Genomic DNA, 23,859 nt, shown 5'->3' on the forward strand with positions numbered 1-23,859 from the left:
TAGGACGGCGCGAGGCCCGGGGGCAACCGTCGAGGTCAGGGGCCCGGCCGGGCGGTCAGGCGCTGGCGAGCTGCTCGCGGACCTGGCGCTTGGCGCGCGTGAGGATCCCGGACATCCCGTTGAGGCGCAGCGGGCTCACGGCGTTGGTGAGCCCGAGGCTGAGGGGATAGTCGTCCGGCACGTCGAGGACCTCCTGCGGGCTGAGCCCGTCGAGGCCCTGCGCCAGGATCGACGCGAACCCGCGCGTCGTCGGGGCCTCGGCGGGCGCCGTCGCGTAGAGGTGGACGCGCTGGTCGCCGTCGATCTCCGCGAACGCGCGCACGGGGGACTGGCACTCCTCGACGCGCTCCAGCATGCCGGGCGCGTTCTGGTAGCGGACGGGGATCTCCGGCAGCTCGCGGGAGAACTCCAGGAGGAGCTGCAGCCGGTCGCGCTCGCCGAGCGCGAGGAAGTCGTCGCGGATCTCCGCGAGCACGGGCGGGAGCGTCGTCTCGGTCACGGGTTCATCCTTCCACCGGTGCGCGGGTCTGGGGCCGGCGTCTCACCGGGCGTGTGTCAGAACGTCGTGAGGCTCCCGACTCACCAGGTTCTGACAGCTCGCGCGGGATCCGACGACGACGGCGCCCTCCTCCGCGGGAGGCGGGCGCCGTCGTCGGGGGTGCTCCGGGCGGAGCGGGCCGGTCAGGTCGCGAGCTCGCCCGGCTCCTCGCCCTTGGCGATCGGGACGCGCACGGCGTTGCCCCACTCGGTCCAGGAGCCGTCGTAGTTGCGGACGTTCTCGATGCCGAGGAGGAAGTGCAGGGCGAACCACGTGTGGCTCGAGCGCTCGCCGATGCGGCAGTACGTGATGACCGCGTCGTCGTCGGTGAGGCCGAGGCCGCCCTCGCGGTAGATGCCCTCGAGCTCGGCGCGCGACTTGTAGGTGCCGTCCTCCGCGACCGCGGTCGCCCACGGCACGTTGCGGGCGGTCGGGATGTGGCCGCCGCGGAGCACGCCCTCCTCCGGGTAGTCCGGGATGTGGAGGCGCTCGCCGGTGTACTCGGGGAGGGAGCGGATGTCGACGAGCGGGCCCTTCCCGATGTGGGCGAGCACGTCCTCCTTGAAGGCGCGGTAGGTGACGTCGTCGCGGCGGGCGGCGGGGTAGTCGGCCGGCTCGGGCGCGGGCACGTCGGTGGTGAGCTCGCGGCCCTCGGCGACCCAGAGGTTGCGCCCGCCGTCGAGCAGGCGCACGTCCGCGTGGCCGTAGATGGTGAAGAGCCACGCGGCATAGGCGGCCCACCAGTTGTTCTTGTCCCCGTAGACGACGAGCGTCGTGTCCGGCCCGACGCCCTTCGAGCCCAGCAGCGCGGCGAACTGCGCGCCCGTGATGAACTCGCGGACCTCGGGGTCGTTGAGGTCCGTGTGCCAGTCGACCTTCACGGCGCCGGGGATGTGGCCCGTCTCGTAGAGCAAGACGTCCTCGTCCGACTCGACGACGACGAGGTCCGCGTCGTCGAGGTGCTCGGCGAGCCAGGCGGTGGTCACGAGGCGCTCGGGATGCGCGTACTCGTTGATCTTGGGGGAGCTGGTGTCCAGTGCGGCAGGCATGGGACCCACTGTAGGTCCGGGGGCGGGCCGCCGGGAGGGGGGTGTCTCGCCCAGTGAGACGACGTGTCCCGGGCTCAGGAACCCCAGCCGGCCAGCCGGCCCAGCGCGACGAACACGGCGGCCAGGAACAGGAAGACGTTGAGCGCGAGGTTCTCCGTCTCGTGGCGGCGGACGTGGACGGTCACCGCACCCACCTGGAGGGCGGCGAGGCAGGTCGCCGCGACGGGGGTGAGCACCTCGGCAGTGCCCGTGGCCTGCGGGACGATCAGCCCGACGGCGCCCAGCACCTCCGCCGCCCCGATCAGCTTGACCGTCGCCGGGGAGAAGTCGTCGACCCACGGCATCTGGGGACGCAGCCGGTCGGGCGCGTACGCGAGCTTCGTGATCCCCGTCCCCAGGTACACGGCGGCGAGGACGCCGGCGACGATCCACAGGGCGAGGTTCATGGGGCTCCGATCGTGAGGTGCGAACGGGCTGGTGGTCCGCGAGCCTGAGGATAGCGGGAGCGCAGGGTAGATCCGAGGAGGTCGGAGATGACACAGCACCACGAGGACCACGACGGCCGCTGGTCCCAGGACGTCACGGAGCACTCGGACGCGCTCGACCTCGAGGAGGGTGTGTTCACGTGGAAGGACCCGAAGCGGATCGCGCGCTCGCTGCGCGACTCGGCCGAGGCGAGCGGCCGGCGCAAGACCTCGCCGTACCGCTCCGCGATGTCGATGCTGACGTTCTACGTCAACCGCGCCGGCAAGGACCTCGACGCGGAGCAGCGCGACGTGCTCGAGCGCGCGAAGGACGAGCTGCGGAAGCTCTACGGCAAGGCGTGAGCGGTCAGCGGTACCACTCCTCGTCGATCGAGGCGAGGCGCGACGGGTGCACCTCGCCGCTCAGGCCGTAGAACCGCTGGAAGCTCATGATCAGCGGGCGCCAGCGGTCTGGGTCGACGCGGTGCGCGGTGCCCGGCATCCGGATGGCGTCGTGCACGTGGACGCGCGTCACGCGGACCTCGAACGCGACGATCGACCCCGCGTCGGGATCGTCGCGCTCGAGCGGGTGCGCGTGCACGAGGCGCGCCTCCAGGTTCACGGGGCACTCGGCCGCCCGCGGCGCCGCGACCGTGTCGGAGGGGGCGGCCGTCAGGCCCGCGCGGCCGAACTTGTCCGGCTCGTGCCGGTAGCCCGCCGCGGCCTTCCGGTCGGAGACCGGGTCGCGGCCCGTGGTGAGGGCGATCCGGTCGACGGCGTCCACCTGCTCGGGCGACGGCAGGTTGAGCACGCACTCGCCCGTCGCGGCGAGGTTCAGCGCGGTCTGGGAGCGGGCGCCCAGCCCGAGCACCGCCGTCTTGCCCAGCCAGAAGACGGACGACATCGGGGCCAGGTTCGGCCGACCGTCCGGGCTCGTCGTGCTCAGGAGGACGACGGGGGTGCCGAAGTAGAGGATCGCGGGGTCGATCACCGTGTGCGTGGGCTCGGCGGTCGTGGTCCGTCGCTCGGTGGAGGTGGAGGTCATGCTCCCAGCGTGGCCGGGCCGGACGGGCCGCGTCTGGCGGGAACCCGACGCCTCACTCGGAGGCGGGGCGCCGCAGCACCATGACGTCCATCCGGCCCTCCTGGACCGTCTCGCCGCGCTGGTTGCGGAGCGTCACCCACCGCTCGACGATCCCGTAGGTGCCCTTGCTCGTCGGGCGCGCGGCCAGGATCTCGACCGTGCACGTGAGCGTGTCCCCGATGAAGACGGGCGCAGTGAACCGCCACCGGTCGATCCCCAGGAGCGCGACCGCGGTGCCCTCGAAGAGGCCCGTGCGGGCGATCAGGCCCAGGCACAGCGACGCGCCGAGCATGCCGTGGACGATCCGCTGCCCGTAGCGCGTGCCGGCCGCGAACTCCGCGTCCGTGTGGACCTGGTTGTTGTCGCCCGTCCAGGCCGCGAAGGAGACGACGTCCGCCTCGGTGATCGTCCGGCCGGGCGTGGTGAGCACCTGTCCGACGGCGAAGTCCTCCAGGTAGCGCGCGGCACCGAAGGTCGGGGGCGCGGGGCGGAAGGCGGGCTCGGTCGCGGGGGAGGGGGCGTCGTCGGGCACGGTGCGAGGGTACTGCTGGTCCCTCGCACTGCGCCCCGCCGACGGTCCACGACTACGTGGCCGCCCTGGTGGCGTGGTCACCGTCGAGGGGCGACGGGGCGCAGCACGAGTTGCGTGCCAGGCCGCGGCCGCGAGCTCGTCCACGCGCGCGACCGATCTCCGGAGTCCGTCCACGGACGCCGCCCCGCATCCGGGTGCGAGTGTCTGCAGTTCGGGGCTGACACTTCTAGGTCGGCACGGTAGGTGGTGTGTCCGGGGTGGTGCGTGTCGGTGGCAAGTGGCAGAATCGAACACGTGTTCGAATCGACGGGCGGGTGTGAGGGGGTCGGGGGCGGCGAGGCCGCGGCCCGGCTTCCGTTCTGCCCGCCCGACGACGTCGCTCGCCCGGGTGCGGACCTGCGGGGTGGGTCCGGGGCGGGTGGGGCGTCGGTGGCCGGTGCAGCCGACGCCGCGGTCGATGCGGTGGTGGCCGATGCGGAGTCGGTGCTGGAGGGGGCGTTGCGTCGGGCGTTGGGGTCGCTCGTCGATACGGCCGTGGCGCCGATCGGCGGTGCCGAGCGCGGTGGCGCGACGCGGGGGCTGGACGCTTCGGCTGCGCTGGAGGTCGCGGATGGTGCCCCTGCCGCGGCGGCTGCGCCGTTGGAGCCGGTCGTGGCATGGGCTGCACTGGAGGGCTTCGAGGGCGCTGGCCTCGATGGTGCTGATCCCGATAGTGCTGGTCCCGTGGCTGTTTTCACGGATGCCGCGTTGGAGGGTCTGGAGGACGTGGTCCCTGGGCCGGTGCTGGCCCGGATCCTCGCCGGGTTGGAAGTGGCGGACGTGACCGACGACGCGCTGGTCGAGGTCGTCGCGGCGGCGGAACGTTTGAGGTCGTGGGCGCTGGCGGTGCAGGCGCGTGCGGCGGGTGAGCTCGCGGACCGTGCGGGTGGGTCCAGTGCCGCGGTCGACGGTGCCGCCGCCGCGGTGGGCGCACGGTTGTGCCTGACGCGGCGGGCGGCCGACGGTCTCCTCGGCCTCGCGACAGGCTTGGCGGAGCTGCCCGAGGTCGCCCACGCTCTCGCGGTGGGGCGGATCGATGATCGTCGGGCGCGGGTCCTGGTCGAGGGGTGCGTGGACCTGCCGCGTGAGCACCGCCGGGCCGTGGTCGCGGACCTCGTGACTGGGTGCACCGACCAGGACGGACAGGACTCGCAGGACGGGCGAAGGTTCGACGGGCCCGCGACCCGGCTGACCCCGACCCGGTTGCGGGAGCGGCTGCGCCGCGCGGTCGTGGCGTTCGACCCGGACGGTGGTGCGCGGCGCCGCGCGCGTGCCCGGGCGGACCGGAACGTGCGGTTCGAACCCGCCGGGGAGTGCATGGCGTATCTGACGGCGTTGCTGCCCGCCGACGAAGCTGCCCGTGCCCGTGCGGGCCTGGACGTGCTCGCGGTCGCGGCGCACCGCACGCCCGGTGAGGCCCGGACCCTGGACCAGGTCCGCGCCGACACCCTCGTCGCGCTCCTGTCCGGGGCCCGCCCCGTCGTGACGGACGGGGCTCATACTGTCGCCGGCCCGCCCGCTTCCGGCGCGCCGCTCCCGAGCGCACAGCCCGAGACTGGCGGCGTGGCCCCGAGCGCGTCGGGTGTGGCGGGGTGGACGGCGCCGACGGTGCGGACGGTCGTGCACGTGACGGTGGCGGCGTCGACGCTGCTCGGACTGGACGACCTGCCCGGGGACCTGACCGGGTTCGGGCCCATCCCCGCGGACCTCGCCCGCCGGCTCGCGACCGGCCAGGACGCGACCTGGCAGCGGATCGTGACCGACCCGGTGACGGGGATCGCGTCCGACGTCTCACGCCGCACCTACCGGCCCGGGACGGTGCTGGGCGACCTGGTCCGGGTCCGGGACGCGACGTGCACGTTCCCCGGCTGCGGCATCCCCGCGTGGCGGGCCGACCTCGACCACGTCGAACCCTTCGACCACACCCGAGCAGGCGACAGGTCCTCCGGCGACGGCACTGTCAGCGACACCGGCCCATCGGGCGGCGGGCCGGCGAACCGTGCGGGCGCGTCCGGCGGGACCGGCCTATCGGGCGGGACCGGCCAGACACGCGCAGACAACCTCCACCCCGTGTGCCGTCACCACCACAACCTCAAGACCCACGGCGGCTGGTCGACGACCCGCGACCCCGTGACCGGGGTCGTGACCTGGCGATCACCGACCGGTCACGAGCACCAGGTCGGCCCCCACATCACCGACCCGGACCACAAGGACGCGCCAGGCGCTGCGCGTCTCGAACCACACGGCGTCGAGATCAGCCGACCAGCGCGGACCACTCAGATGTCGGACGACGTCGACCCGCCTTTCTGACCGCGTCACACGTCGGGCGGCGTCGGAGTGCGCATCCGCATGCACGGCACACGTGCCCTTCGCCACGCGCTTCCGACCGTCCAGATGCAAACGCGCTCGACCTGTCGGAATCAGCGACCGGTCGACGGACCCCAAGTGCGACGAACGATGCCTGACTCAGGCGTGCAGCCCAAGCATCGGCTGTCGCGTTGCCAATGGTCAGACGGAGACGATGGCGCCGCGGCTCGCCGCGTGAGGGCTCGTCGCCCCGCCCTGTTGCTTTCCGATGGGGAAAGTTTGGCTTTCCTTCATGGAAAGCAACGTCGACGGCCCGGACGACGCCGAGCGGTCCCTGCGGCAGATCGCGGACGACCAGGCCCGGCTCGCCGGACGCATGGCAGCGCCGTGGTGGTACGGGTCCGTCGTCGGCCCGCTCCTCGCCGTCCTTCTCGCGTCGACGCTCGTCGGCGACGGCTGGTGGAGGTACCTGCCCGCGCTGCTCGGTCTCGGCGTCGCGTTCGGGATCGACACCGGTCACCGGCGAGCGACCGGCGTGGTGCGGCGCGCACCGCGAGGCGGGCAGGCCCTGCGCGTGGGGGTCCTGCAGGTGGCCGCGGTCGTCGTCCTCTACTGCGTGGCCGCGCTGTTCGCCGGCATGCAGGAGCCGTTGCTCGTCGTGGCCGTCGCCCTGGTCGGCTTCGCGGCCGGCGGGGCGTTCGTGCGGCTCTCCGACCGCGCCCTCGAGGGCGACCTGCGCCGTGCCGTCTGACCCCCGGTTCTACGCCGCGGTGCACCCACCGAACAGGCTGCGGCTCTGCGCCGCGCTGCGGGTCGTGGACCGGATGGAGTTCCGCGCCCTGCGTGACGTGCTCGAGCTCAGCGACGCGACCCTGTCGAAGACGATCGGCGCGCTGGTCGACGCGGGCTACGTCCGGACGACCAAGGCGTCGTCGCGGCGCGCGACGACGCCCACCGCATCACCTCCGCCGCGCTCACCGCCGCCGGCCACCGCGGGTTCGACGGGCACATGGCGGCCCTTCGCGAGCTGGCGGCGGGCAGCGGGGAGGGCGCTACGCGCGGTAGCCCTGCGTGAACCGTGACGCGCCGAGCCGCAGCAGGTCCTCGTCGGGGACGAGCGCGGGGAGCGCGGGGTCGTCGGGGAGCTGGAGGGTCCTGGCGAGCCGGACGTCGCGCGACGACGAACCGACCTCGACGACGAACTCCCCGCCCTCGCGCCGCCACGTCCCGAAGCGGCCGTCGCCGCGGTCCGTCGCGATGTCCCAGTAGGCGAAGTCGCGGCTGACCAGGTCGAACGTGACGGTCGCGCTCTCGCCCGGCTCGAGCGCGATCTTCTCGAAGCCGCGGAGCTCGCGGACGGGCCGGCGCACGGCGGCATCGGGGTCGCCGACGTAGAGCTGGACGACCTCGCGGCCTGCGACGGGCCCGGTGTTGGTCACGGTGCAGCGCACGCGCACGTCGCCGGCGGCCGCGTCGACCAGGTCGACCTCGAGGTCGGCGTACGCGAACGTCGTGTACGACAGCCCGTGCCCGAACGGGTAGCGGACCTGCCGCCGGAGCGCGTCGTACCAGCGGTAGCCGATGAAGACGCCCTCGCCGTAGAGCACGGTGCCGCGCTCACCGGTCCACGTGACGTAGCCGGGCGTGTCCTCGACCGCGAGGGGGAAGGTCTCGGCGATCTTGCCGGACGGGTTGACCCGCCCGAGCAGGACGTCGACGACGGCGCCCGCCCCGGCCTGGCCCGGAAGCCACGCCTCGACGATCGCGTCCACGCGGTCGTGCCAGGGGTCCAGGGTCACGGCCGCGCCGTTGGACAGCACGACGACGAGCGCCGCCCCCGTCCGCTCCCGCAGGTCCGCGAGCCTGCCCAGCAGGGTGACCTGGTCCGCGGGCAGGGCGAGCGTCGTCCGGTCGTCGGCCTCCTGCTCGAACGCGAGCGGGAGGCCGACGAACGCCACGACGACGTCCGCGCCCTCCGCCACGGCCACCGCCTCGTCGGCGAGGCGGACCGCGGCGGGGGAGAGCGGCCCGGCCGCGACGCGCTCCGCCGCGGCCGCGAGCCGGAGCGCCTCCGCGAGCGCGGCCGACCGCCGCGCCGGCCCGCTGCCGTCGTCGACGAACGTCGCGCCGTGCGCGTCCAGGTAGGCGCGGAGGTCGTCCTGGTAGGCGTCCTTCGGGATGTGCACGTAGCCGGGCGCGTAGTCGACCCGGTCGCCGAGGGCGGCCCGGAGCTCGACGAGCGCCGTGTCGACGCGGGTCGGGTCGACGCCCGACGATCCGCCGCCCTGGATGCGGGCGTGCTCGGCGAACGCGCCGACGACCGCGACGCGGCCGACGGTGGCGGCGTCGAGCGGCAGCACCGGCGGGGCGCCGGCGCCCGCGAGGGCGGGGGGCTCGTTGCGCAGGAGCGTGACGGCGCCTGCCGCCGCCTCCCGGGCGAGGGCGTGGTGCTCGTCGGCGCGGAGGAGCGCGAGCTGCTCGGCGGTGAGACGGTCCCCGGGCGCGACGCCGAGGTCCAGGACCGGCCCGTTCACGAGGTCGGCGCCGGGGTAGGCGCGCGCGACGAGCCCGAGGACCCGACGGGCGGCGGCGTCGACGACGGACTCGTCGAGCTCGCCGGCACGGACGGCGGCGACGATCTCGGCGTCGGTGACCCCGCCCGTCCCGGGCATCTCCAGGTCGAGGCCCGCCAGCAGCGACGGCACGCGGTGGTGGACGGCGTTCCAGTCGGAGACGACGACGCCGTCGTACCCCCACTCGTCGCGCAGCACGTCGGTGAGGAGCCAGCGGTTCTCGGACGCGTGGACGCCGTGCAGCCGGTTGTAGGAGCACATGACGGTCCAGGGGTCGGCCTGCTTCACGGCGCGCTCGAACGCCGCGAGGTACGTCTCGCGCAGGGTCCGCTCGTCGGCCTCCACGGAGATCCGGGTCCGCTCGATCTCCTGGTTGTTGGCGGCGAAGTGCTTGAGCGACGCCCCGACGCCGGTCGACTGCAGCCCGTCGACGTAGGCGGCGCCGAGCTCTCCGGACAGCAGCGGGTCCTCCGAGAAGTACTCGAAGTTCCGGCCGCACAGCGGGGAGCGCTTCATGTTGACGCCCGGTCCGAGGACGACCTGCACGCCCTCGGCGCGCGCCTCCTCCCCGATCGCCGCGGCGACCCGCCGGACGAGGTCGCGGTCCCACGACGCCCCCATCGCGGACGCCGTCGGGAAGCCGGTCGCGGGGACCCACACCATGTCGACGCCGGTCTCCTTGCGGAGCCCGTGGGGCCCGTCGCCGACCTCGATCGCCGGGACGCGGACGCCGTCGGCCGGGCGGTCGATGGTCTCGGTGTACCAGTCGTCCCGCCCGGACAGGAGGGAGGCCTTCTCCTCGAGGGTGAGGGCGGCGAGCGTCGCGTCGACGTCGAACGGGGAGGTCATCGGTGTCCTTGCTTCGGTGGGGGTGGATCAGGTGAGGAGGAAGTCGCCGGGGTGGTCGTCGCGGACCCGGGCCAGCAGGCGCGGGCCGACCTCGACGCCGCCCTCGGCGAGGGCGTCGAGCACGACGCCGGACAGCGGCGAGGCGGTGGCGACGGTCACGCCGGCCGCCGGCGCGACGCGCGCGAGCTCGGCGACCAGGGCGTCTCGCATGGCCGGGTGCTCGGAGGTCGCGACCGAGCCGTTGAGGAGCACGGGCAGCTCGCCGGACGCCAGGTCGACGCCGACGCGCCGGGCGCACCACTGCGCGTACCCGACGAACGCCGCGGCCTGGCGGGCGACGATCTGCGTGGCGACGTCGTCGCCGGCCCCCGCGGCCGCGAGCACGACGCGCGACGCGCGCCACAGGTCGGAGCGGGGCCGGGCGCCGAACCGCCGCGTGAAGGCGTGGCGCAGCTCCCAGGCGTCCGCGACGTCGAAGAGCTCGCAGAGCTCGCCGGTCAGGGCGGTGGCGGGCCCGAGCCCCATCCACGCGCGGCAGACCGCCGCGAGCGCGGCGTTGCCGAGCCCGCCGCCGCCGAGGTCGTCGAACACGAACATGCCCGAGCACTCCTCGCGGCCGTCCCGCGAGCGCGCGGCGACCGCCGGGCCGGTGCCCACCGTGATCGACACGGCGACCCCCGAGCCGTCGAGCAGGCGCAGCGAGGCGAAGCCGTCGTTCTTGATGCTGCGCGGGCCGAGCTCCGGTAGCCGCTGCGAGAGCTGCTCGTCCCAGAACGCGGCGTCCTCGGGGTAGTCCACGCCCGCGAGGCGGAACGCGGCGGACGCCAGGTCCGGCGTCGAGACGCCGGCCTCCCGGCGCGCCGTCCCGACGGCCCCGAGGACGGCCTCGAGCGCGTCGGGGACGCTGGCCGCGCCGTAGATGTCCCCGCACCCGCCGCGTCCGCGCCCCAGGACGGTGCCCTCGTCGTCGACGACGAGGGCGACCGTCTTGGAGTTCCCGGCGTCGACCGCCAGATGGAAGGTGCTCACTTCAGGAGACGCTCCGGCAGGTACGCGCGGTGCGCGTAGGCCATCTCGTCGTAGAGCTCCTCCGCGACGCGGAGCGTCGGCACCATCGGGTTGGCGGCGAGGGCACGGATGCCGTCGGCGCGCGTCCCGCGCCACGCCGCCTCCGCGGCGAGGTACTGGTACTCGGCGAGCTCCTGGACGAGGCCGCGGACGGCGTGCGGGAGCGGCTTCTGGGGCAGCGGGTGCACGCCCTGCGCGTCCACGGTCGACCACATCTCGACGACGACGTCCTCGTCGAAGCCCGGCAGCGCGCCACCGGTGTTCGGGAGGTTGACCGGCAGGCGGGCGCCCGTGTCGTTGTAGTACGCGCTCATGACGTCGATCGCGAGCTCGAGCTCGTGGATCCCGCCGCGCGACCGCTTCGGGTCGAGGTCCGGGACCTCTGCCTCCGCCTGCTCCGCGTAGTGCTCCCAGTAGCCGGGGAGCGCCGCGAGCAGGTCCTCGGCGCGCGTCGTCCGGGCGCCCTGGAGCTCCCGCAGCACCTCCTCGCGGAAGTAGTAGTACTGGAAGTAGTCGCTCGGCACCGAGCGCATCGTCGTCGCGAGCTGCAGCATGCGCTTCGAGTGGACGTCGAGGGTCGGGTCGTCCTTGCGCTCCGCCCACGCGGCGTCGAGCAGGGGCATGAGGTCCTGGCCGTCGTACGTGTGCTCGAACGACCAGCAGTTGTGGTTGACGCCCGCCATGACGACGTTCGCTCGCGCCGGGTCGAGCCCGGCGGCGCGCAGCACCGTCTTGGGGAACACGATCGGGCCCTCGCACATCGACCACATCGTCCGGTCCGTGAACCGGGTGACCGCCTGCGACACGATGTTCACGGGGTTCGTGTAGTTGAAGATCACGGCGTTCGGCGCGACGGCGTCGAGGTCCGCGATGATGTCCTCGTAGATGTGCACCGAGCGCAGGGACATGAAGAACCCGCCGGGGCCCTGCGTCTCCTGGCCGATGACGCCGTGCTTGAGCGGGATCCGCTCGTCGAGGGCGCGGGCGTCGAAGTTGCCGGGGCGGAAGCTCGAGAGCACGGCATCTGCGTCGGTGAGCGCGGCTCTCCGGTCGGTCGTCGACGTGATCGTGATGTCGAGGCCCTGGGCCTTCGCGATCTTCGTCGCGATCGTCTCGACGGCGCGGAGGCGCTCGGGGTTCACGTCCTGGATGACGACCTCGGAGCCGTCGAACTCCTTGCCGTGGGACAGGAAGGACGCCATGGTCCCGGCGCCGCGGGAGGACCCGCCGCCGATGTACACGAGCTTGATGGCAGCCATGAGTTGAGTTTCCTTAGGTCGTGAGGGTGGGGAGAAGAGGGGGGCGCTTAGTGACCCGCGGCGGCGCGGTCGGCGACGAGCGTCGGGTTCTTGCACTCGACGGCGATGGTTGCCGGCCAGTCGGGCTCGTAGGCGCTCGCGGCGGCGATCCGCGCGTAGGCGTCGCGCTTGTGCGCGCCGCACACGATCATGATCACCTCGCGGGAGCCCGCCGCGATGGTGTCCACGCCGACCGTCACGCCGTGGGTGGGGACCATGTCCAGCCGCGTGAACTCCGGGAAGGTGCCCATGTTGTCGCGGCGTGTCGCCTCGCCCAGCTCGGTGACGTGCGCCCGGGAGTCGCGCGGCGTGCCGGGCTGGTTGAACGCGATGTGCCCGTCGGACGCGCCCGTGGCCAGGAGGAACAGGTCGATCCCGCCCGCCGCCGCGATCCGGTCGTCGTAGCCGCCCGGATCGGCGGGGTCCGGAAGCCAGATCTCGCTCGGCGGCTCCGTGCCCGCGGCGAGGCAGCCCCGGTCGATCGGGCCGAGGATCTCCCGGCGCGCGAAGCCCAGGCACGAGTACGACAGGTCGGGGTCGACGCAGCGCAGGACGCCGTCCGCGTCGGGGACCACGTACTCGTCCATCATGACGATGACGAGCCGCGAGAGGTCCGCGCCGCCGGCGGCGAGCCGGCCGAGTGCCTCGTAGGTGGTCTGTCCGGTCCGGCCACCGGGGCAGCCGAGCAGGAACGAGGGGCCGTCGGCCGCCGTGAGGCGGTCGAGGATCATGGCCGCGACCGCGTCGCCGACCGCGTCGGCGTCGGGCAGGACCGTGGGCTGAAGAGTCACGTCTCCCCCTGGGAGGTGGTTCGGAAAGGTGGGACGGCGGGTCACGGGCGGGCGGTCACTCCTTGATCGCGCCGGCGAGCATCCCGGAGATGAACTTGCGTTGGAAGATCACGTAGAGGATCAGCACGGGGGCCGCGACGATGAGGCCGCCGGCCGCCATGAGGTTGATCTGCGTGACGTACTTGCCCTGGAAGACGCCCAGGGCGACCGTGGCCGTCTGGTTCGCGCCGTGCAGGAAGACGAGGGAGAGGAAGTAGTCGTTCCAGGTCCACATGAAGCTCAGCAGGATCAGCGTGTAGATCGCGGGGCGGACCATCGGGGTCGCGAGGTACCGCAGCATCTGCAGCGGGCCCGCGCCGTCGAGCTCGGCGGACTCGAACGTGGCGCGGGGGAGCGCGCGGAACGCCGCACGCATCCAGAAGATGCCGAACGGCACCCCCATGCCGAGGTTGATGAGGATGATCCCCGGGAGCGAGTTCGTCATCCCGAACGTCCTGAACTGGTAGTACAGCGGGACGATGATGGCCTCCATCGAGATCATCATTCCGAGGAGGACGACGGGGAACAGGACCTTCTCGCCGGCCACGCCGAGCACCCCGAACGCGTACCCGCCGAGCAGCGCGAGGACCACCTGCCCGACGACGACGCAGACCGCGATGATCAGCGACACGGTCATCGCCCGGGAGAAGCCCGCCTGGGTCCACGCCGTCGTGAAGTTGCCCCACTGGAGGCTCCCGAGGCCGACGGGCTTCCCGGACCGGTCGGGGCTGAGCGCCGCCGCGACGAACGTCCCGATGGGGAAGAGGACGAGCACGGCCAGGACCGTCAGGACGACGTAGTTGACCGCGCGTTCGGTCTTCGAGATCCGCATGGTCAGTCCCTCTCCGAGACGCGGGTGATGACGAGGGCCACGATCAGGCAGAGCAGCGCCATGACGACGCCGATCGCCGCCGCGAGCCCGACCTGCGGGTTCTGGAACGCGGCCTTGTACAGGGCGACGGCGGGCGTGAGCGTCGACGTGCCGGGCCCGCCGTGCGTCGTGATCCACACGAGGTCGAACGTGCGCAGGGCGGCCGTGATGGTGAGCGTGAGCGCCACCGCCAGCTGCCCGCGCAGGCCCGGCAGCGTGATCGCGAAGAACTCGCGGACCGGCCCGGCCCCGTCGACGCGGGCGGCCTCGTACAGCTCGGGCGCGATCGCCGAGGTTCCCGAGATGAACAGCACCATGCAGAAGCCGAAGGTCACCCAGGTGCCGACGAGCCCGAGCGCGGGCAGTGCCCAGGTGAAGTCGCCGAGCCACGTGCGGGCGAGGGAGCCGAGCCCCACCGCCCGCAGCGCCTGGTTGAGCGGCCCGTCGGGCGCGTAGATCCGCTTGAAGACGAGCGCGATGACGACGGTCGTCATGACCTGCGGCAGGAAGAAGATCCAGCGGTAGATCGCCATGCCGTGCTGCTGGCCCCGCGTCAGGAGTGCCGCCGAGAGCAGCCCCAACGCGATCGGGAGGAGCGCGAAGAAGCCGATCAGCACGAGCACGTGGCCGAACGTGGAGCGCAGCACGGGGTCGGTGATGAACGTGACGTAGTTCTGGAAGCCGACCCACGACGGGGTGCTGACGCCGTCCCACTTGTAGAACGAGTACTGGACGGACTGGGCGAGCGGAACGAGCACGACCAGCGCGTAGATGCCGAGCGGCAGAGCCGCGAAGGCGAGGCCGACCCATCGCCGCCGGCGCCGCAGCGAGCGGCGCCGGCCGGCGGCGGCGGCCGGCAGGACCGCGCCGGGCTCTGTGGCCGGCACCCCGGCTCCGGTGTCGACGCTCGTCGAGCGGGCTACGGCGGACACGTCAGCTCTGCCCGCTGAGGAAGGCGTCGCGGTCCGCATCGACGGCCGTGGTGAACTTGTCGGCCGTCATCTTGCCCGCGAAGACGAGCTGCAGGTTCTGGCCCAGCGTGTCGAGCATGGTCGGGCTCGACCAGTCGAAGTACGGCACGTAGCCGTCGTCGGCGTCGAGGGACTTCGCGGCCGCGGACTCTCCGGTGAGGCTGAGCGACGACGCCGGGACGGTCACGTCGGGGGAGAGCGCGGGGACGAGACCGAGGTCGACCGCGGTCTGGCCGACGGCGGGCGACATCAGGTAGTCGAGGAACGCCGCGGCGACGTCGGGGTGCTTGCTCTTGGCCGAGACCACCATGGCGCCCGGCGCGGCGCCCACGCCCACGGTCTTCCCGTCGGCCTGGGGCAGCTGGACGTACCCGAAGTGGCCCTGCTGCTTCGCGTCGAGGCCGAGCGACCCGGTGTACTCCCACCGGAAGACGCCCTGCCCGCCGACGAAGTTCGCGACCGCGGTCTGGTAGTCGATGCCTGCGAAGTCCTTCGGGAACCACCCGGCGTCGGCCCACTTCTTGACCGTGGTCACGGCGTCCGTCATCGCCACGTCGCTCGCCTTCACCGACGGGTCGTCGTAGATGTAGTCGTTGAGCTTGTCCTTGTCGGCGAGCACCGCCTGGAGGCCGAGCAGCACCGACGTCGAGCCGTCGAGGCTCCCGTACTCGAAGGGGATCTCGCCGGCGGCCTTCGCCTTCGCAGCGTCGGCCTCGAGCTCGTCGAGCGTCTTCGGCGGGTCGATGCCGAGCTTCTTCAGCTTGTCGGCGTTGTAGTACAGGCCGATCAGCGAGGTCCGGGCCATCGGCGTGGAGAACCAGGAGCCGGAGCCCATCGTCTTGAAGTCGGTCGTGAACTTGTTCTGGCGCGCGATCGTCGTCGGCACCGACGAGTTCCACCCGTACGCCTTGGCGTACGGGTCCAGGTTGAGGACGAGGCCGCCCTTGGCCAGGGTCCCGAGCGACTGCCAGCCGTTGTTCGCGGTCGCGATGTCCGGGCCGTCGTCGTCCTGGAGCTGGAGGTTGAGCGTCGAGTTGAGCTGGCCCCAGTCCTCCGTGGTCCGCTTGATGGTGACGTTCGGGTACTTCTTCTCGAAGTCTGCGACCGCCTTGTCGATCCACTTGCCCTCGGCCGAGCCCCAGAAGTCGGTGAGCTTGAGCGTCACCTTGCCGGCTCCGGCGACGTCGGTCGACACGGCGCTCGGCTCGTCGTCGGTCTTGCTGCCGCCGCCTCCCGGCGCGCACGCGGCCATGGTCAGAGCGAGGCCCGCGGCGACCGCGGCGGTCGTCGCCACCCGTGCCCGAAGTACGTTCATCATCACTCCGTTGTGTCCGGGGCCGTGTCCGGTGCGCCGGCCGGCGCGTCCTGTCGTGGCCCGATGTCGGGACCCTAGACGACGGTGAGCCAGTTAGTCCAGTTGCAACCAGTTGGGTTAACTGGTCGAACCAGGACGGCAAGACTGGTATGTTGCCCCCGTGACCAGTTCGAGCGCCGCGACGCAGGCCTACGACCAGCTCACCCACGACCTGACGGTGGGCCGCTACGCCGCCGGCTCGCGGCTCCCGGGCGAGCGTGACCTCGCCGCTGCGCTGGGCGTCAGCCGTGCCACCCTGCGGGTCGCGCTCGGACGCCTCGAGTCCGAGGGCACCCTCCAGCGTTCGGCGCAGCGCGGGTGGTTCGTGCCGCGCGAGATGATCGGCGAGCCGCCGAGCACGCTCCAGTCGTTCACCGAGATGGCGCGTGCCCGAGGATTGCGTCCCACCGCGCGCGTCCTGCGGCACGAGACGCGCCCGGCCACGATGGACGAGGCGGAGAAGCTGCGGATCGCGCCGTCGGCGCCCGTGCTCGAGATCGACCGCCTGCGTGGGATGGACGGCACGCCCGTGTGCTTCGACGTCGTGGTGCTGTCGGAGCAGCGGGCCGCGGCCCTGGCGGACGCCGACCTCACGGACGCCTCGCTGTACGACGAGCTGCGCGAGCGCTGCGGCCTCGAGATCCATCGCAGCGCGTACACCCTCATGGCGGACGTGGCCGACGCCGAGCTGGCGCGCCTCCTGGGCACGGCCGTCGGGGCCCCGGTCCTCGTGGGCGACGAGGTCGCTTACACGGCCGACGGCGCGCCCGTCCTCGTCGGGACGAACACGTACCGCGGCGACGCCTACCGCTTCGAGGCGGACCTCTACCGCCGGGCCTGACGCGCGCCGAGGCTCTGCGTGGGCTGAGCATCCACCGATCGGTGGATGCCCGTACCCGCCGGACGGCTCGCCGCTGCACCCCGGCGGCCGATACCGCCTGACCTGCGCCGACGCGAGGCTGGTTGGGACCGAGAGGAACCCACCATGAACGCCAGCCGGCCGGTGATCGAGATCGACCACCTGAGCAAGTCCTACGGCGCCAAGCACGCCGTCGTCGACGTGAGCCTGTCCGTCGAGGACGGGGAGATCTTCGGCATCCTCGGGCCCAACGGGTCGGGCAAGACCACGACCGTCGAGTGCGTGTCGGGCCTGCGGCGCCGGGACGGCGGGTCGGTCCGCGTCCTCGGCGCGGACCCGCAGACGCACCGCGACGCCGTCCGCGCGCAGGTCGGCGTGCAGCTCCAGGAGGCCGAGCTGCCGGCCAAGCTGACGGTCCGCGAGGCGCTCGCGCTCTACGCGTCGTTCTACCCGGACCCCGCCGACTGGCGTGAGCTCGTCGACGTGCTGGGCCTCGGGCCCAGCCTGGGCACGCGGTTCGGCAAGCTGTCGGGCGGCCAGCAGCAGCGGCTCTCGATCGCGCTCGCTCTCGTCGGCAACCCGAGGATCGCGATCCTGGACGAGCTGACCACCGGCCTCGACCCTGCCGCGCGCCGCGAGACGTGGGACCTCATCGAGAGGGTCCGCGACCGCGGCGTCACCGTCGTCCTGGTCACGCACTTCATGCAGGAGGCGGAGCGCCTGTGCGACCGCCTCGCCGTGATCGACGCCGGCCAGGTGGTGGCGATCGACACCCCCGGAGGCCTCGTCGAGCGCCTCGACACCCGACAGGAGCTGCGGTTCCGCCCGTCCCGCCCGTTCGACGACGCCCTCCTCACCGACCTCGACGCGGTCGACGAGCTGGCCCGCCGGGGCACCGAGGTGCACGTGAGCGGGACCGGCGACGTGCTCGGTGCCGTCGTCACCGCCCTCGCCCGCGAGGGCGTCGTCGCCGAGGGGCTGCGCGTCCAGCAGCCCAGCCTCGACGACGCGTTCCTCGCCATGGTCGGACACCAGTCCCAGCGCATCCAGGAGCAGTCATGACCACCGCAACTCTCGCGCCGCGCGTCGGCGCCGCGCCCGCCGGGCGCGTGTTCCGCAACCTCCTGCGCAGCGAGGCGGTCCTCGCCTGGCGCGCGGGTGCCGCTGTGTTCTGGTCGGCCTTCCTGCCGGTCGCCGGCCTCGTCGTCATCGGCTCGATCTCAGGCACCCGCACACCCCAGGACGGGCTCGGCGGCCGGAGCGTCCTCGACACCTACCTGCCGATCCTCATGATGTTCTCCCTGACGATCAGCGTCGTGACGCTCATGCCCCCGACGCTCGCGAGCTACCGCGAGAAGGGGATCCTGCGCCGCCTGTCAACGACGCCCGTCTCGCCGTCCCGCCTCCTCGGAGCGCAGGCCACCATCTACGCGGGGCTCGGCGTCGTCGTCTCCGTGGTGCTGCTCGTCGTGGCCGTCGCCGCGTACGACGTCAACCTGCCCGACCAGCTCGCGGGCTTCGTCGTCGCGCTCGTGCTGGTGGGGGCCGCGACGACGGGCGTCGGCCTGGTCGTGGCCGCCCTCGCCCCCAGCGCTCGGGTCGCGGGCGCGCTGTCGACGCTCCTGTTCTTCCCCCTGATGTTCTTCGCGGGCCTGTGGGTCCCGCGGGCCTCGATGCCGTCCGGCCTGCGGGCCGTGAGCGACTGGACGCCGCTCGGCGCTGGGGTCCGCGCGATCCAGGCGACCGTCGACGGCCGCTGGCCGCCGGCGTCGAGCCTCCTGGTCCTGGCAGGCTGGAGCGTCGTGTGCGGCGTGGTCGCGGCTCGCACGTTCCGCTGGGAGTGACACCATCGTCCTCGTGAGCAGCACCGACGACCGCGTGGTGGCGCTGGCCACCGAGGACCGGTGGTGGTCGCGCATGGACCGCGTCGGTCGCCGCCTCCTGCTGCCGGCCCTCGCGGTCTCGGCGGTGCTCGCCGTCCTCTCGGAGCAGTCCGGGTACGGGACGCCGGGCAGGCTGCAGGCGGCGCTGGCGCTCACCGCGCTGGCCGCGGTGTGGGTGGCGCTGTTCCCGGCGCGGCCGCGGCGCTACGGCACGGCCGGCGACGTCGCGATCTTCACGGTTCACGTCGCGCTGAGCGCCGTGCTCGTGGGCCTCAACCCGTGGTTCGCGATCTTCGCCTGGACGGGCTTCGTGATCGCGGACGAGCGGGTGCCGCGCCGGGCGCTGCCCTGGGCCGTGGTCCCGGTCGCGCTCGTGCTCGCCGCGTCCCAGACGGGCGGCTTCCCGAGCAGCCCCGGGGGGTGCGTCGTCTGGGTCATCGTCGCCGCGGTGAACTACGGCATCGCCATGGCGCTCTACGTGAACATCGAGCGCGGCGTCCAGCGCAACGTCGAGCTCGCCCGGACGAACATCCGCCTCGAGGCCGTGATCGCGGAGAACGCCGGCCTGCATGCGCAGCTCGTCGTCCAGGCGCGCGAGGCCGGCGTCCAGGACGAGCGGCAGCGGCTCGCGGGCGAGATCCACGACACCCTCGCCCAGGGGCTCGCCGGCATCGTCACCCAGCTCGAGGCCGCGGACGGCGCCACCGACGACACCGTGCGCAGCGCCCACCTCGACCGGGCCCGCGCGCTCGCCCGCGAGAGCCTGACCGAGGCCCGCCGGTCCGTCCGCGCGCTGCGGCCAGAGCAGCTCGAGCGTGCCACCCTCGGCGAGGCGCTCGCGGAGCACGCCGTCGAGTGGACGCGGGTCTCGGGTGTCCCGGTGCAGGTCGAGATCACGGGCGCCGTCCTGCCCCTGCCCGACGACGTCGGGTCGGCGCTGTTCCGCGTGGCGCAGGAGGCGCTGACGAACGTCGCGAAGCACGCGGACGCGTCCCGGGTCGGGGTGACGCTCACGTACCTGTCCGACGTCGTCGTGCTGGACGTCCGCGACGACGGCGTGGGGTTCGACCCCGCGGCGCGTCCGTCGGTGCACGACGGCGCGGCGCCGCCTGCGGAGGCCTCCGAGGGCTACGGTCTCGTCGGGATGATCGCGCGGCTCGCGCGCGTCGGGGGGTCCCTGACGATCGAGACGGCGCGCGGCGAGGGCGTCGCGCTCAGCGCGTCCGTCCCGGCCGGGACCGGCGCGCCCGGGCTCGAGACGCCCGAGGGAGGGACGGCACGATGACCGCACCCACGCCCGGAGCGTCCGTACGGGTGCTCCTGGTCGACGATCACCCGGTCGTCCGCGACGGCCTGCGCGGGGTGCTCGACAGCGCATCCGGCGTCGACGTCGTCGGCGAGGCGGGGGACGGCACGGAGGCGCTCGCGCGGCTGACGGTGCTCGTCGAGGATCCCGGCGTCGACCTCGTGCTCATGGACCTGCGGATGCCGCGGATGGGCGGGGTCGAGGCGATCGGGCAGGTCCGGGAGAGGTTCCCGACCGTGCGCGTCCTCGTGCTCACCACCTACGACGCCGACCGCGACGTCCTGCCCGCGATCGAGGCCGGCGCCACCGGGTACCTGCTCAAGGACTCGCCGCGGGACGTCCTCGTCGACGGCGTGCGCGCCGCCGCTGCGGGTCGGCCGGTGCTGGCGCCGTCGGTCGCGGGGAAGCTCATGGGGCTGGTCGGGGCGCCGGCCGCCGACGAGCCCGTCCTCAGCCCGCGCGAGCTCGAGGTGCTGCGGCTGGTCGCGTCCGGCGCGACGAACCGCTCCGCTGCGCGGCAGCTCTTCATCAGCGAGGCGACCGTGAAGACGCACCTGCTCCACCTGTACGAGAAGCTCGGTGTTCGGGACCGCGCTGCCGCCGTGGCCGTCGCCTACGAGCGCCGGCTGCTCGGCTGAGGCCGGCGCTCCGCCTCGGGCCCGCCGAACACGCGATCCGCGCCCGCCGACGACGGGCTCCGGGTCCGTCCGGTCGACCGGACGGACCCGGAGCCCGTGTTCGGCAGGGAGGGGCGGGGATCAGGCGAGGTACTGGTTGTAGGCCGGGATCGTGAGGAACGTGGGGTAGTCCTCCTCGAGCGCGACGTGCCGGAACACGGCCACCGCGTCGTCGACCCGGTTTCCCTCCGGCCGCGGCAGGTCGTCCGCGACCTCGGCGATCAGCGCCTCGACCCGTTCGCGCGTGATCGGCACCCCCGTCTCCGTGACCGTCCGGCACCGCACCCACTGCCAGATCTGGGACCGCGAGATCTCCGCGGTCGCGGCGTCCTCCATGAGGTGGTCGATCGCGGCGGCGCCGACGCCCCGGAGCCACGACTCGAGGTACCGGATCCCGACGGACACGTTCGCCCGCAGCCCCGCCGCGGTGACGCCCGTGGTGTCGTCGCCGGGCTGGGCGGACGCGACGTCGAGCAGGTCGGCGGCCTCCACGTGCACGTCGGGGCGCCGGCGGTCGAGCTGGTGCGGGCGGTCGCCGAGCACGGCCTCGAACTCGGCCCGCGCGACCGGGATGAGATCGGGGTGCGCGACCCACGTGCCGTCGAAGCCGTCGCCCGCCTCGCGGGCCTTGTCGTTGCTGACCTGCGCGAACGCCGTCTCGTTCACCTCGGGGTTGCGGCGGTCGGGGATGAAGGCGCTCATCCCGCCCATGGCGTGCGCGCCGCGGCGGTGGCACGTCGCGACCAGCAGCTCGGTGTACGCGCGCATGAAGGGCACCGTCATGGTCACGCGCGACCGGTCGGGGAGCACGTAGCGAGGCCCCCGCGTCCGGTAGCTCTTGATCATCGAGAACAGGTAGTCCCAGCGGCCCGCGTTGAGCCCCGCGCAGTGCTCGCGCAGCTCGTGGAGGATCTCCTCCATCTCGAACGCTGCGGGCAGCGTCTCGATCAGCACCGTCGCGCGGATCGTCCCCTGCTCGATCCCGGCCAGGTCCTGGGCCAGCACGAACACGTCGTTCCACAGCCGCGCCTCGCGGTACCCCTCGAGCTTCGGCAGGTAGAGGTACGGCCCGCGGCCGCGCGCGACCAGCTCCGCGGCGTTGTGGAAGAAGTACAGCCCGAAGTCCACGAGGGACGCCGACGCCGGCTGCGGCCGCCCCGCGCGGTCCGTGTAGCGCAGGTGCTTCTCGGTCAGGTGCCAGCCGCGCGGCCGGAAGACGATCGTCGGCAGGCCCGTGAGGTCCTGGCCGCCGTCGCCCGCGGTCACCCGGTACCGCTTGCCGGGCTCGCCGTCGGGGCCTGCCGGCCCGGAGAACTCCAGCCGCCCGCGGATCGCGTCGCGCAGGGCCAGCTGCCCGCCGACGACGTTCCCCCACGTCGGGCTCGACGCGTCCTCCGCGTCGGCGAGCCAGCAGTCGGCGCCCGAGTTGAGGGCGTTGATCGTCATCTTCGGGTCCGTGGGTCCGGTGATCTCGACGAGCCGGCGCTCGAGCCCGGGGGCGCCCCGGTGCCCCGCGACCGTCCAGTCCAGGTCCTCGCGGACCGGCCGCGTCTCGGGCCGGAAGTCCGGGTCGATGCCGTCCGCGATCTGCCGACGACGGCGCTGGCGCTCCGTGAGCAGGTCGTGGCGGCGGGCGAGGAACGCGTCGTGGAGAGCCGCGACGAAGGCCAGCGCCTCGGGCGTGAGGATCTCGTCGTGGCGGGCGCCCGGCTCGCCGGTCGCGGTGAGCGTGCCGGTGCCGGTGGGGATCTCGGTCAGGGTGGTCATGTCAAGGCTCCTTCGAACGTGCCGTCGGCGAACGTTTAGTGGAACTGGGCGGTCTCGGTCGAGCCGGCCAGCGCGAGGGTGGCGCTGTCGGGGTTGAGGGCGGTGGCGACCCGGTCGAAGTAACCGGTGCCGACCTCCCGCTGGTGGCGGGTGGCCGTGTAGCCGTCGGCCTCGGCCGCGAGCTCGGCCTCCTGCAGGTCGACGTAGGCGCTCATGGCGCGCTCGTTGTAGTCGCGGGCGAGCTGGAACATCGAGTGGTTGAGGGCATGGAAGCCGGCCAGGGTGATGAACTGGAACTTGTAGCCCATCGCGGCGAGCTCGCGCTGGAAGCTCGCGATCTCGTCGTCCGACAGGTGACGCTTCCAGTTGAACGACGGCGAGCAGTTGTACGCGAGCAGCTTGCCCGGGAACTCGGCGTGGACGGCCTCGGCGAACTTCCGGGCGAGCTGGAGGTCCGGCTCGCCGGACTCGACCCAGAGCAGGTCGGCGAACGGCGCGTACGCGAGGCCTCGTGCGATCACCGGCTCGATGCCGTTGCGCACCCGGTAGAAGCCCTCGGCCGTCCGCTCGCCGGTCGTGAACTCCCGGTCGCGCGGGTCGACGTCGCTCGTGAGCAGGTCCGCCGCCAGCGCGTCGGTGCGGGCCACGACGATCGACGGCACCCCGGCGACGTCGGCCGCGAACCTCGCCGCGTTGAGCGTCCGCACGTGCTGCTGCGCGGGGACCAGGACCTTGCCCCCGAGGTGGCCGCACTTCTTCTCGGACGCGAGCTGGTCCTCCCAGTGCACGCCCGCCGCGCCGGCCTCGATCATCTGGTGCATGAGCTCGTAGGCGTTGAGCGGGCCGCCGAACCCGGCCTCGGCGTCGGCGACGATCGGGGCCATCCAGTCGACGGGCGCGCCCTCGCCGCTCGGGTCCGTGGCCTCCACCTGCGCCGCGCGCAGCAGCGCGTTGTTGATGCGCCGGACGACGGCGGGCACCGAGTTCGCGGGGTAGAGCGACTGGTCGGGGTACGTCTGGCCGGACAGGTTCGCGTCGGCGGCGACCTGCCAGCCCGACAGGTAGATCGCCTTGAGCCCCGCGCGGACCTGCTGGACGGCCTGGTTCCCGGTGAGCGCGCCGAGCGCCGCGACCCACTCGTTGCGGCCGCTGCGCTCCGAGGCGTGCAGCTCCTCCCACAGTCGCTCGGCGCCGCGTCGGGCGAGCGTGCGGTCCTCGCGCACGGGTCCGCGGACGGCGACGACGTCCTCGGCGGTGTACGTCCGCTCGACGCCGGCCCAGCGGGGGTCGGTCCTCCAGGTGCGCTCGAGCTCGGCGGCGCTCTCGCTCTGGTCGCCCGGGCGGGGCGTGGGGCGGGGCTCGGGGCGGCGGGTCACGATCGTCGGGGTGCTCACGGTGGTCTCCTCTGGCTGATCCTCGGTCCGGGCCGAACTTCTGCCGGAACGGCCGGTGAGACGACCTTCGCGCCGCACGCGCCGTCGTCGAGCATCTTGAAGCGCAGAAGTTTCCCGGTTCTTCTGCTGTACGGAAGCGCGGGGGC

The 23,859-nt window shown here is 73.2% G+C and carries 23 protein-coding genes; 9 read left to right on the forward strand and 14 right to left on the reverse strand.

All coding sequences use genetic code 11. From position 1 onward, the window contains the following. Positions 1–55 precede the first annotated feature (55 nt). From ACLQ14_RS10310 to ACLQ14_RS10320, 3 genes are all read right to left on the reverse strand, one after another. Entirely contained in the window at positions 56–499 is a 444-nt protein-coding gene (locus ACLQ14_RS10310; RefSeq protein ID WP_425812585.1) for a SufE family protein, read from the reverse strand. Between the two features lie 182 nt (positions 500–681). Next, positions 682–1,587, reverse strand: coding sequence for a sulfurtransferase (locus ACLQ14_RS10315; RefSeq protein ID WP_425812586.1), 906 nt, complete (start codon positions 1,585–1,587; stop codon positions 682–684). Positions 1,588–1,661: 74 nt separating this feature from the next. Next, positions 1,662–2,033 carry a DoxX family protein gene (locus ACLQ14_RS10320; protein WP_425812587.1) on the reverse strand — a complete coding sequence of 124 codons (372 nt, stop codon included), beginning with the start codon at positions 2,031–2,033 and terminating at the stop codon, positions 1,662–1,664. A gap of 87 nt (positions 2,034–2,120) precedes the next feature. Between ACLQ14_RS10320 and ACLQ14_RS10325 the strand changes: the two genes are divergently transcribed. Beyond that, the gene (locus tag ACLQ14_RS10325; RefSeq protein ID WP_425812588.1) at positions 2,121–2,414 is read left to right on the forward strand and encodes a DUF3175 domain-containing protein; all 294 of its coding nucleotides are present in this window, start codon (positions 2,121–2,123) and stop codon (positions 2,412–2,414) included. A 4-nt stretch (positions 2,415–2,418) separates the two neighbouring features. Here ACLQ14_RS10325 and ACLQ14_RS10330 read toward each other — a convergent pair whose 3' ends face one another. Both ACLQ14_RS10330 and ACLQ14_RS10335 read right to left on the reverse strand, forming a co-directional pair. Then, positions 2,419–3,096: a flavin reductase family protein gene (locus ACLQ14_RS10330; protein WP_425812589.1), complete on the reverse strand. Its 678-nt coding sequence runs from the start codon at positions 3,094–3,096 to the stop codon at positions 2,419–2,421. A gap of 52 nt (positions 3,097–3,148) precedes the next feature. Continuing rightward, a complete protein-coding gene (locus tag ACLQ14_RS10335) occupies positions 3,149–3,667 on the reverse strand; it encodes a MaoC/PaaZ C-terminal domain-containing protein (protein ID WP_425812590.1) in 519 nt (172 codons plus the stop codon). 723 nt (positions 3,668–4,390) lie between these two features. On the opposite strand from ACLQ14_RS10335, the gene ACLQ14_RS10340 reads away from it, so the two are divergent. The 3 genes from ACLQ14_RS10340 (at position 4,391) to ACLQ14_RS10350 (ending at position 7,095) form a co-directional block, all read left to right on the forward strand. Next, positions 4,391–6,016, forward strand: coding sequence for a DUF222 domain-containing protein (locus ACLQ14_RS10340; protein ID WP_425812591.1), 1,626 nt, complete (start codon positions 4,391–4,393; stop codon positions 6,014–6,016). 289 nt (positions 6,017–6,305) lie between these two features. Continuing rightward, entirely contained in the window at positions 6,306–6,764 is a 459-nt protein-coding gene (locus ACLQ14_RS10345) for a hypothetical protein (RefSeq protein ID WP_425812593.1), read from the forward strand. Further along, the gene (locus ACLQ14_RS10350; RefSeq protein ID WP_425812595.1) at positions 6,754–7,095 is read left to right on the forward strand and encodes a transcriptional regulator; all 342 of its coding nucleotides are present in this window, start codon (positions 6,754–6,756) and stop codon (positions 7,093–7,095) included. Before ACLQ14_RS10345 ends, ACLQ14_RS10350 begins: the two co-directional genes overlap by 11 nt. Here ACLQ14_RS10350 and ACLQ14_RS10355 read toward each other — a convergent pair. The 7 genes from ACLQ14_RS10355 to ACLQ14_RS10385 are packed head-to-tail and all read right to left on the reverse strand — an operon-like array spanning position 7,066 to position 15,791. Next, entirely contained in the window at positions 7,066–9,435 is a 2,370-nt protein-coding gene (locus ACLQ14_RS10355; protein ID WP_425812597.1) for a beta-glucosidase, read from the reverse strand. The two genes, ACLQ14_RS10350 and ACLQ14_RS10355, sit on opposite strands and share 30 nt — an antisense overlap. A 27-nt stretch (positions 9,436–9,462) precedes the next feature. Then, entirely contained in the window at positions 9,463–10,464 is a 1,002-nt protein-coding gene (locus ACLQ14_RS10360; protein ID WP_425812599.1) for a BadF/BadG/BcrA/BcrD ATPase family protein, read from the reverse strand. Continuing rightward, a complete protein-coding gene (locus ACLQ14_RS10365; RefSeq protein WP_425812601.1) occupies positions 10,461–11,762 on the reverse strand; it encodes a hypothetical protein in 1,302 nt (433 codons plus the stop codon). Before ACLQ14_RS10365 ends, ACLQ14_RS10360 begins: the two co-directional genes overlap by 4 nt. A 47-nt stretch (positions 11,763–11,809) precedes the next feature. Next, a complete protein-coding gene (locus ACLQ14_RS10370; protein ID WP_425812603.1) occupies positions 11,810–12,592 on the reverse strand; it encodes a 6-phosphogluconolactonase in 783 nt (260 codons plus the stop codon). A gap of 55 nt (positions 12,593–12,647) precedes the next feature. Then, positions 12,648–13,463, reverse strand: coding sequence for a carbohydrate ABC transporter permease (locus ACLQ14_RS10375; RefSeq protein ID WP_425812605.1), 816 nt, complete (start codon positions 13,461–13,463; stop codon positions 12,648–12,650). A 2-nt stretch (positions 13,464–13,465) separates the two neighbouring features. Next, entirely contained in the window at positions 13,466–14,434 is a 969-nt protein-coding gene (locus tag ACLQ14_RS10380) for a carbohydrate ABC transporter permease (RefSeq protein ID WP_425812607.1), read from the reverse strand. 1 nt (position 14,435) lies between these two features. Continuing rightward, positions 14,436–15,791, reverse strand: a complete 1,356-nt coding sequence (locus ACLQ14_RS10385) for an ABC transporter substrate-binding protein (RefSeq protein WP_425812609.1) — start codon at positions 15,789–15,791, stop codon at positions 14,436–14,438. Between the two features lie 157 nt (positions 15,792–15,948). On the opposite strand from ACLQ14_RS10385, the gene ACLQ14_RS10390 reads away from it, so the two are divergent. From ACLQ14_RS10390 to ACLQ14_RS10410, 5 genes are all read left to right on the forward strand, one after another. Beyond that, the gene (locus ACLQ14_RS10390) at positions 15,949–16,668 is read left to right on the forward strand and encodes a GntR family transcriptional regulator (protein WP_425812611.1); all 720 of its coding nucleotides are present in this window, start codon (positions 15,949–15,951) and stop codon (positions 16,666–16,668) included. A 144-nt stretch (positions 16,669–16,812) separates the two neighbouring features. Next, on the forward strand, positions 16,813–17,748 hold the full coding sequence (locus ACLQ14_RS10395; RefSeq protein ID WP_425812613.1) for an ABC transporter ATP-binding protein: 936 nt from the start codon (positions 16,813–16,815) through the stop codon (positions 17,746–17,748). Continuing rightward, positions 17,745–18,530, forward strand: coding sequence for an ABC transporter permease (locus tag ACLQ14_RS10400; RefSeq protein ID WP_425812615.1), 786 nt, complete (start codon positions 17,745–17,747; stop codon positions 18,528–18,530). Before ACLQ14_RS10395 ends, ACLQ14_RS10400 begins: the two co-directional genes overlap by 4 nt. 13 nt (positions 18,531–18,543) lie before the next feature. Further along, a complete protein-coding gene (locus ACLQ14_RS10405; protein ID WP_425812617.1) occupies positions 18,544–19,854 on the forward strand; it encodes a sensor histidine kinase in 1,311 nt (436 codons plus the stop codon). Then, the gene (locus tag ACLQ14_RS10410; protein ID WP_425812619.1) at positions 19,851–20,513 is read left to right on the forward strand and encodes a response regulator; all 663 of its coding nucleotides are present in this window, start codon (positions 19,851–19,853) and stop codon (positions 20,511–20,513) included. Before ACLQ14_RS10405 ends, ACLQ14_RS10410 begins: the two co-directional genes overlap by 4 nt. 120 nt (positions 20,514–20,633) lie before the next feature. Here the strand turns inward: ACLQ14_RS10410 and aceB are convergent, their stop codons facing one another. Continuing rightward, the gene (gene aceB / locus ACLQ14_RS10415; RefSeq protein ID WP_425812621.1) at positions 20,634–22,319 is read right to left on the reverse strand and encodes a malate synthase A; all 1,686 of its coding nucleotides are present in this window, start codon (positions 22,317–22,319) and stop codon (positions 20,634–20,636) included. 35 nt (positions 22,320–22,354) lie between these two features. Beyond that, positions 22,355–23,713, reverse strand: a complete 1,359-nt coding sequence (gene aceA, locus ACLQ14_RS10420) for an isocitrate lyase (protein ID WP_425812623.1) — start codon at positions 23,711–23,713, stop codon at positions 22,355–22,357. Between the last annotated feature and the right edge of the window lie 146 nt (positions 23,714–23,859).

The sequence above is a fragment of the Luteimicrobium sp. DT211 genome, from assembly GCF_049844995.1.
Lineage (GTDB): Bacteria > Actinomycetota > Actinomycetes > Actinomycetales > Cellulomonadaceae > Luteimicrobium.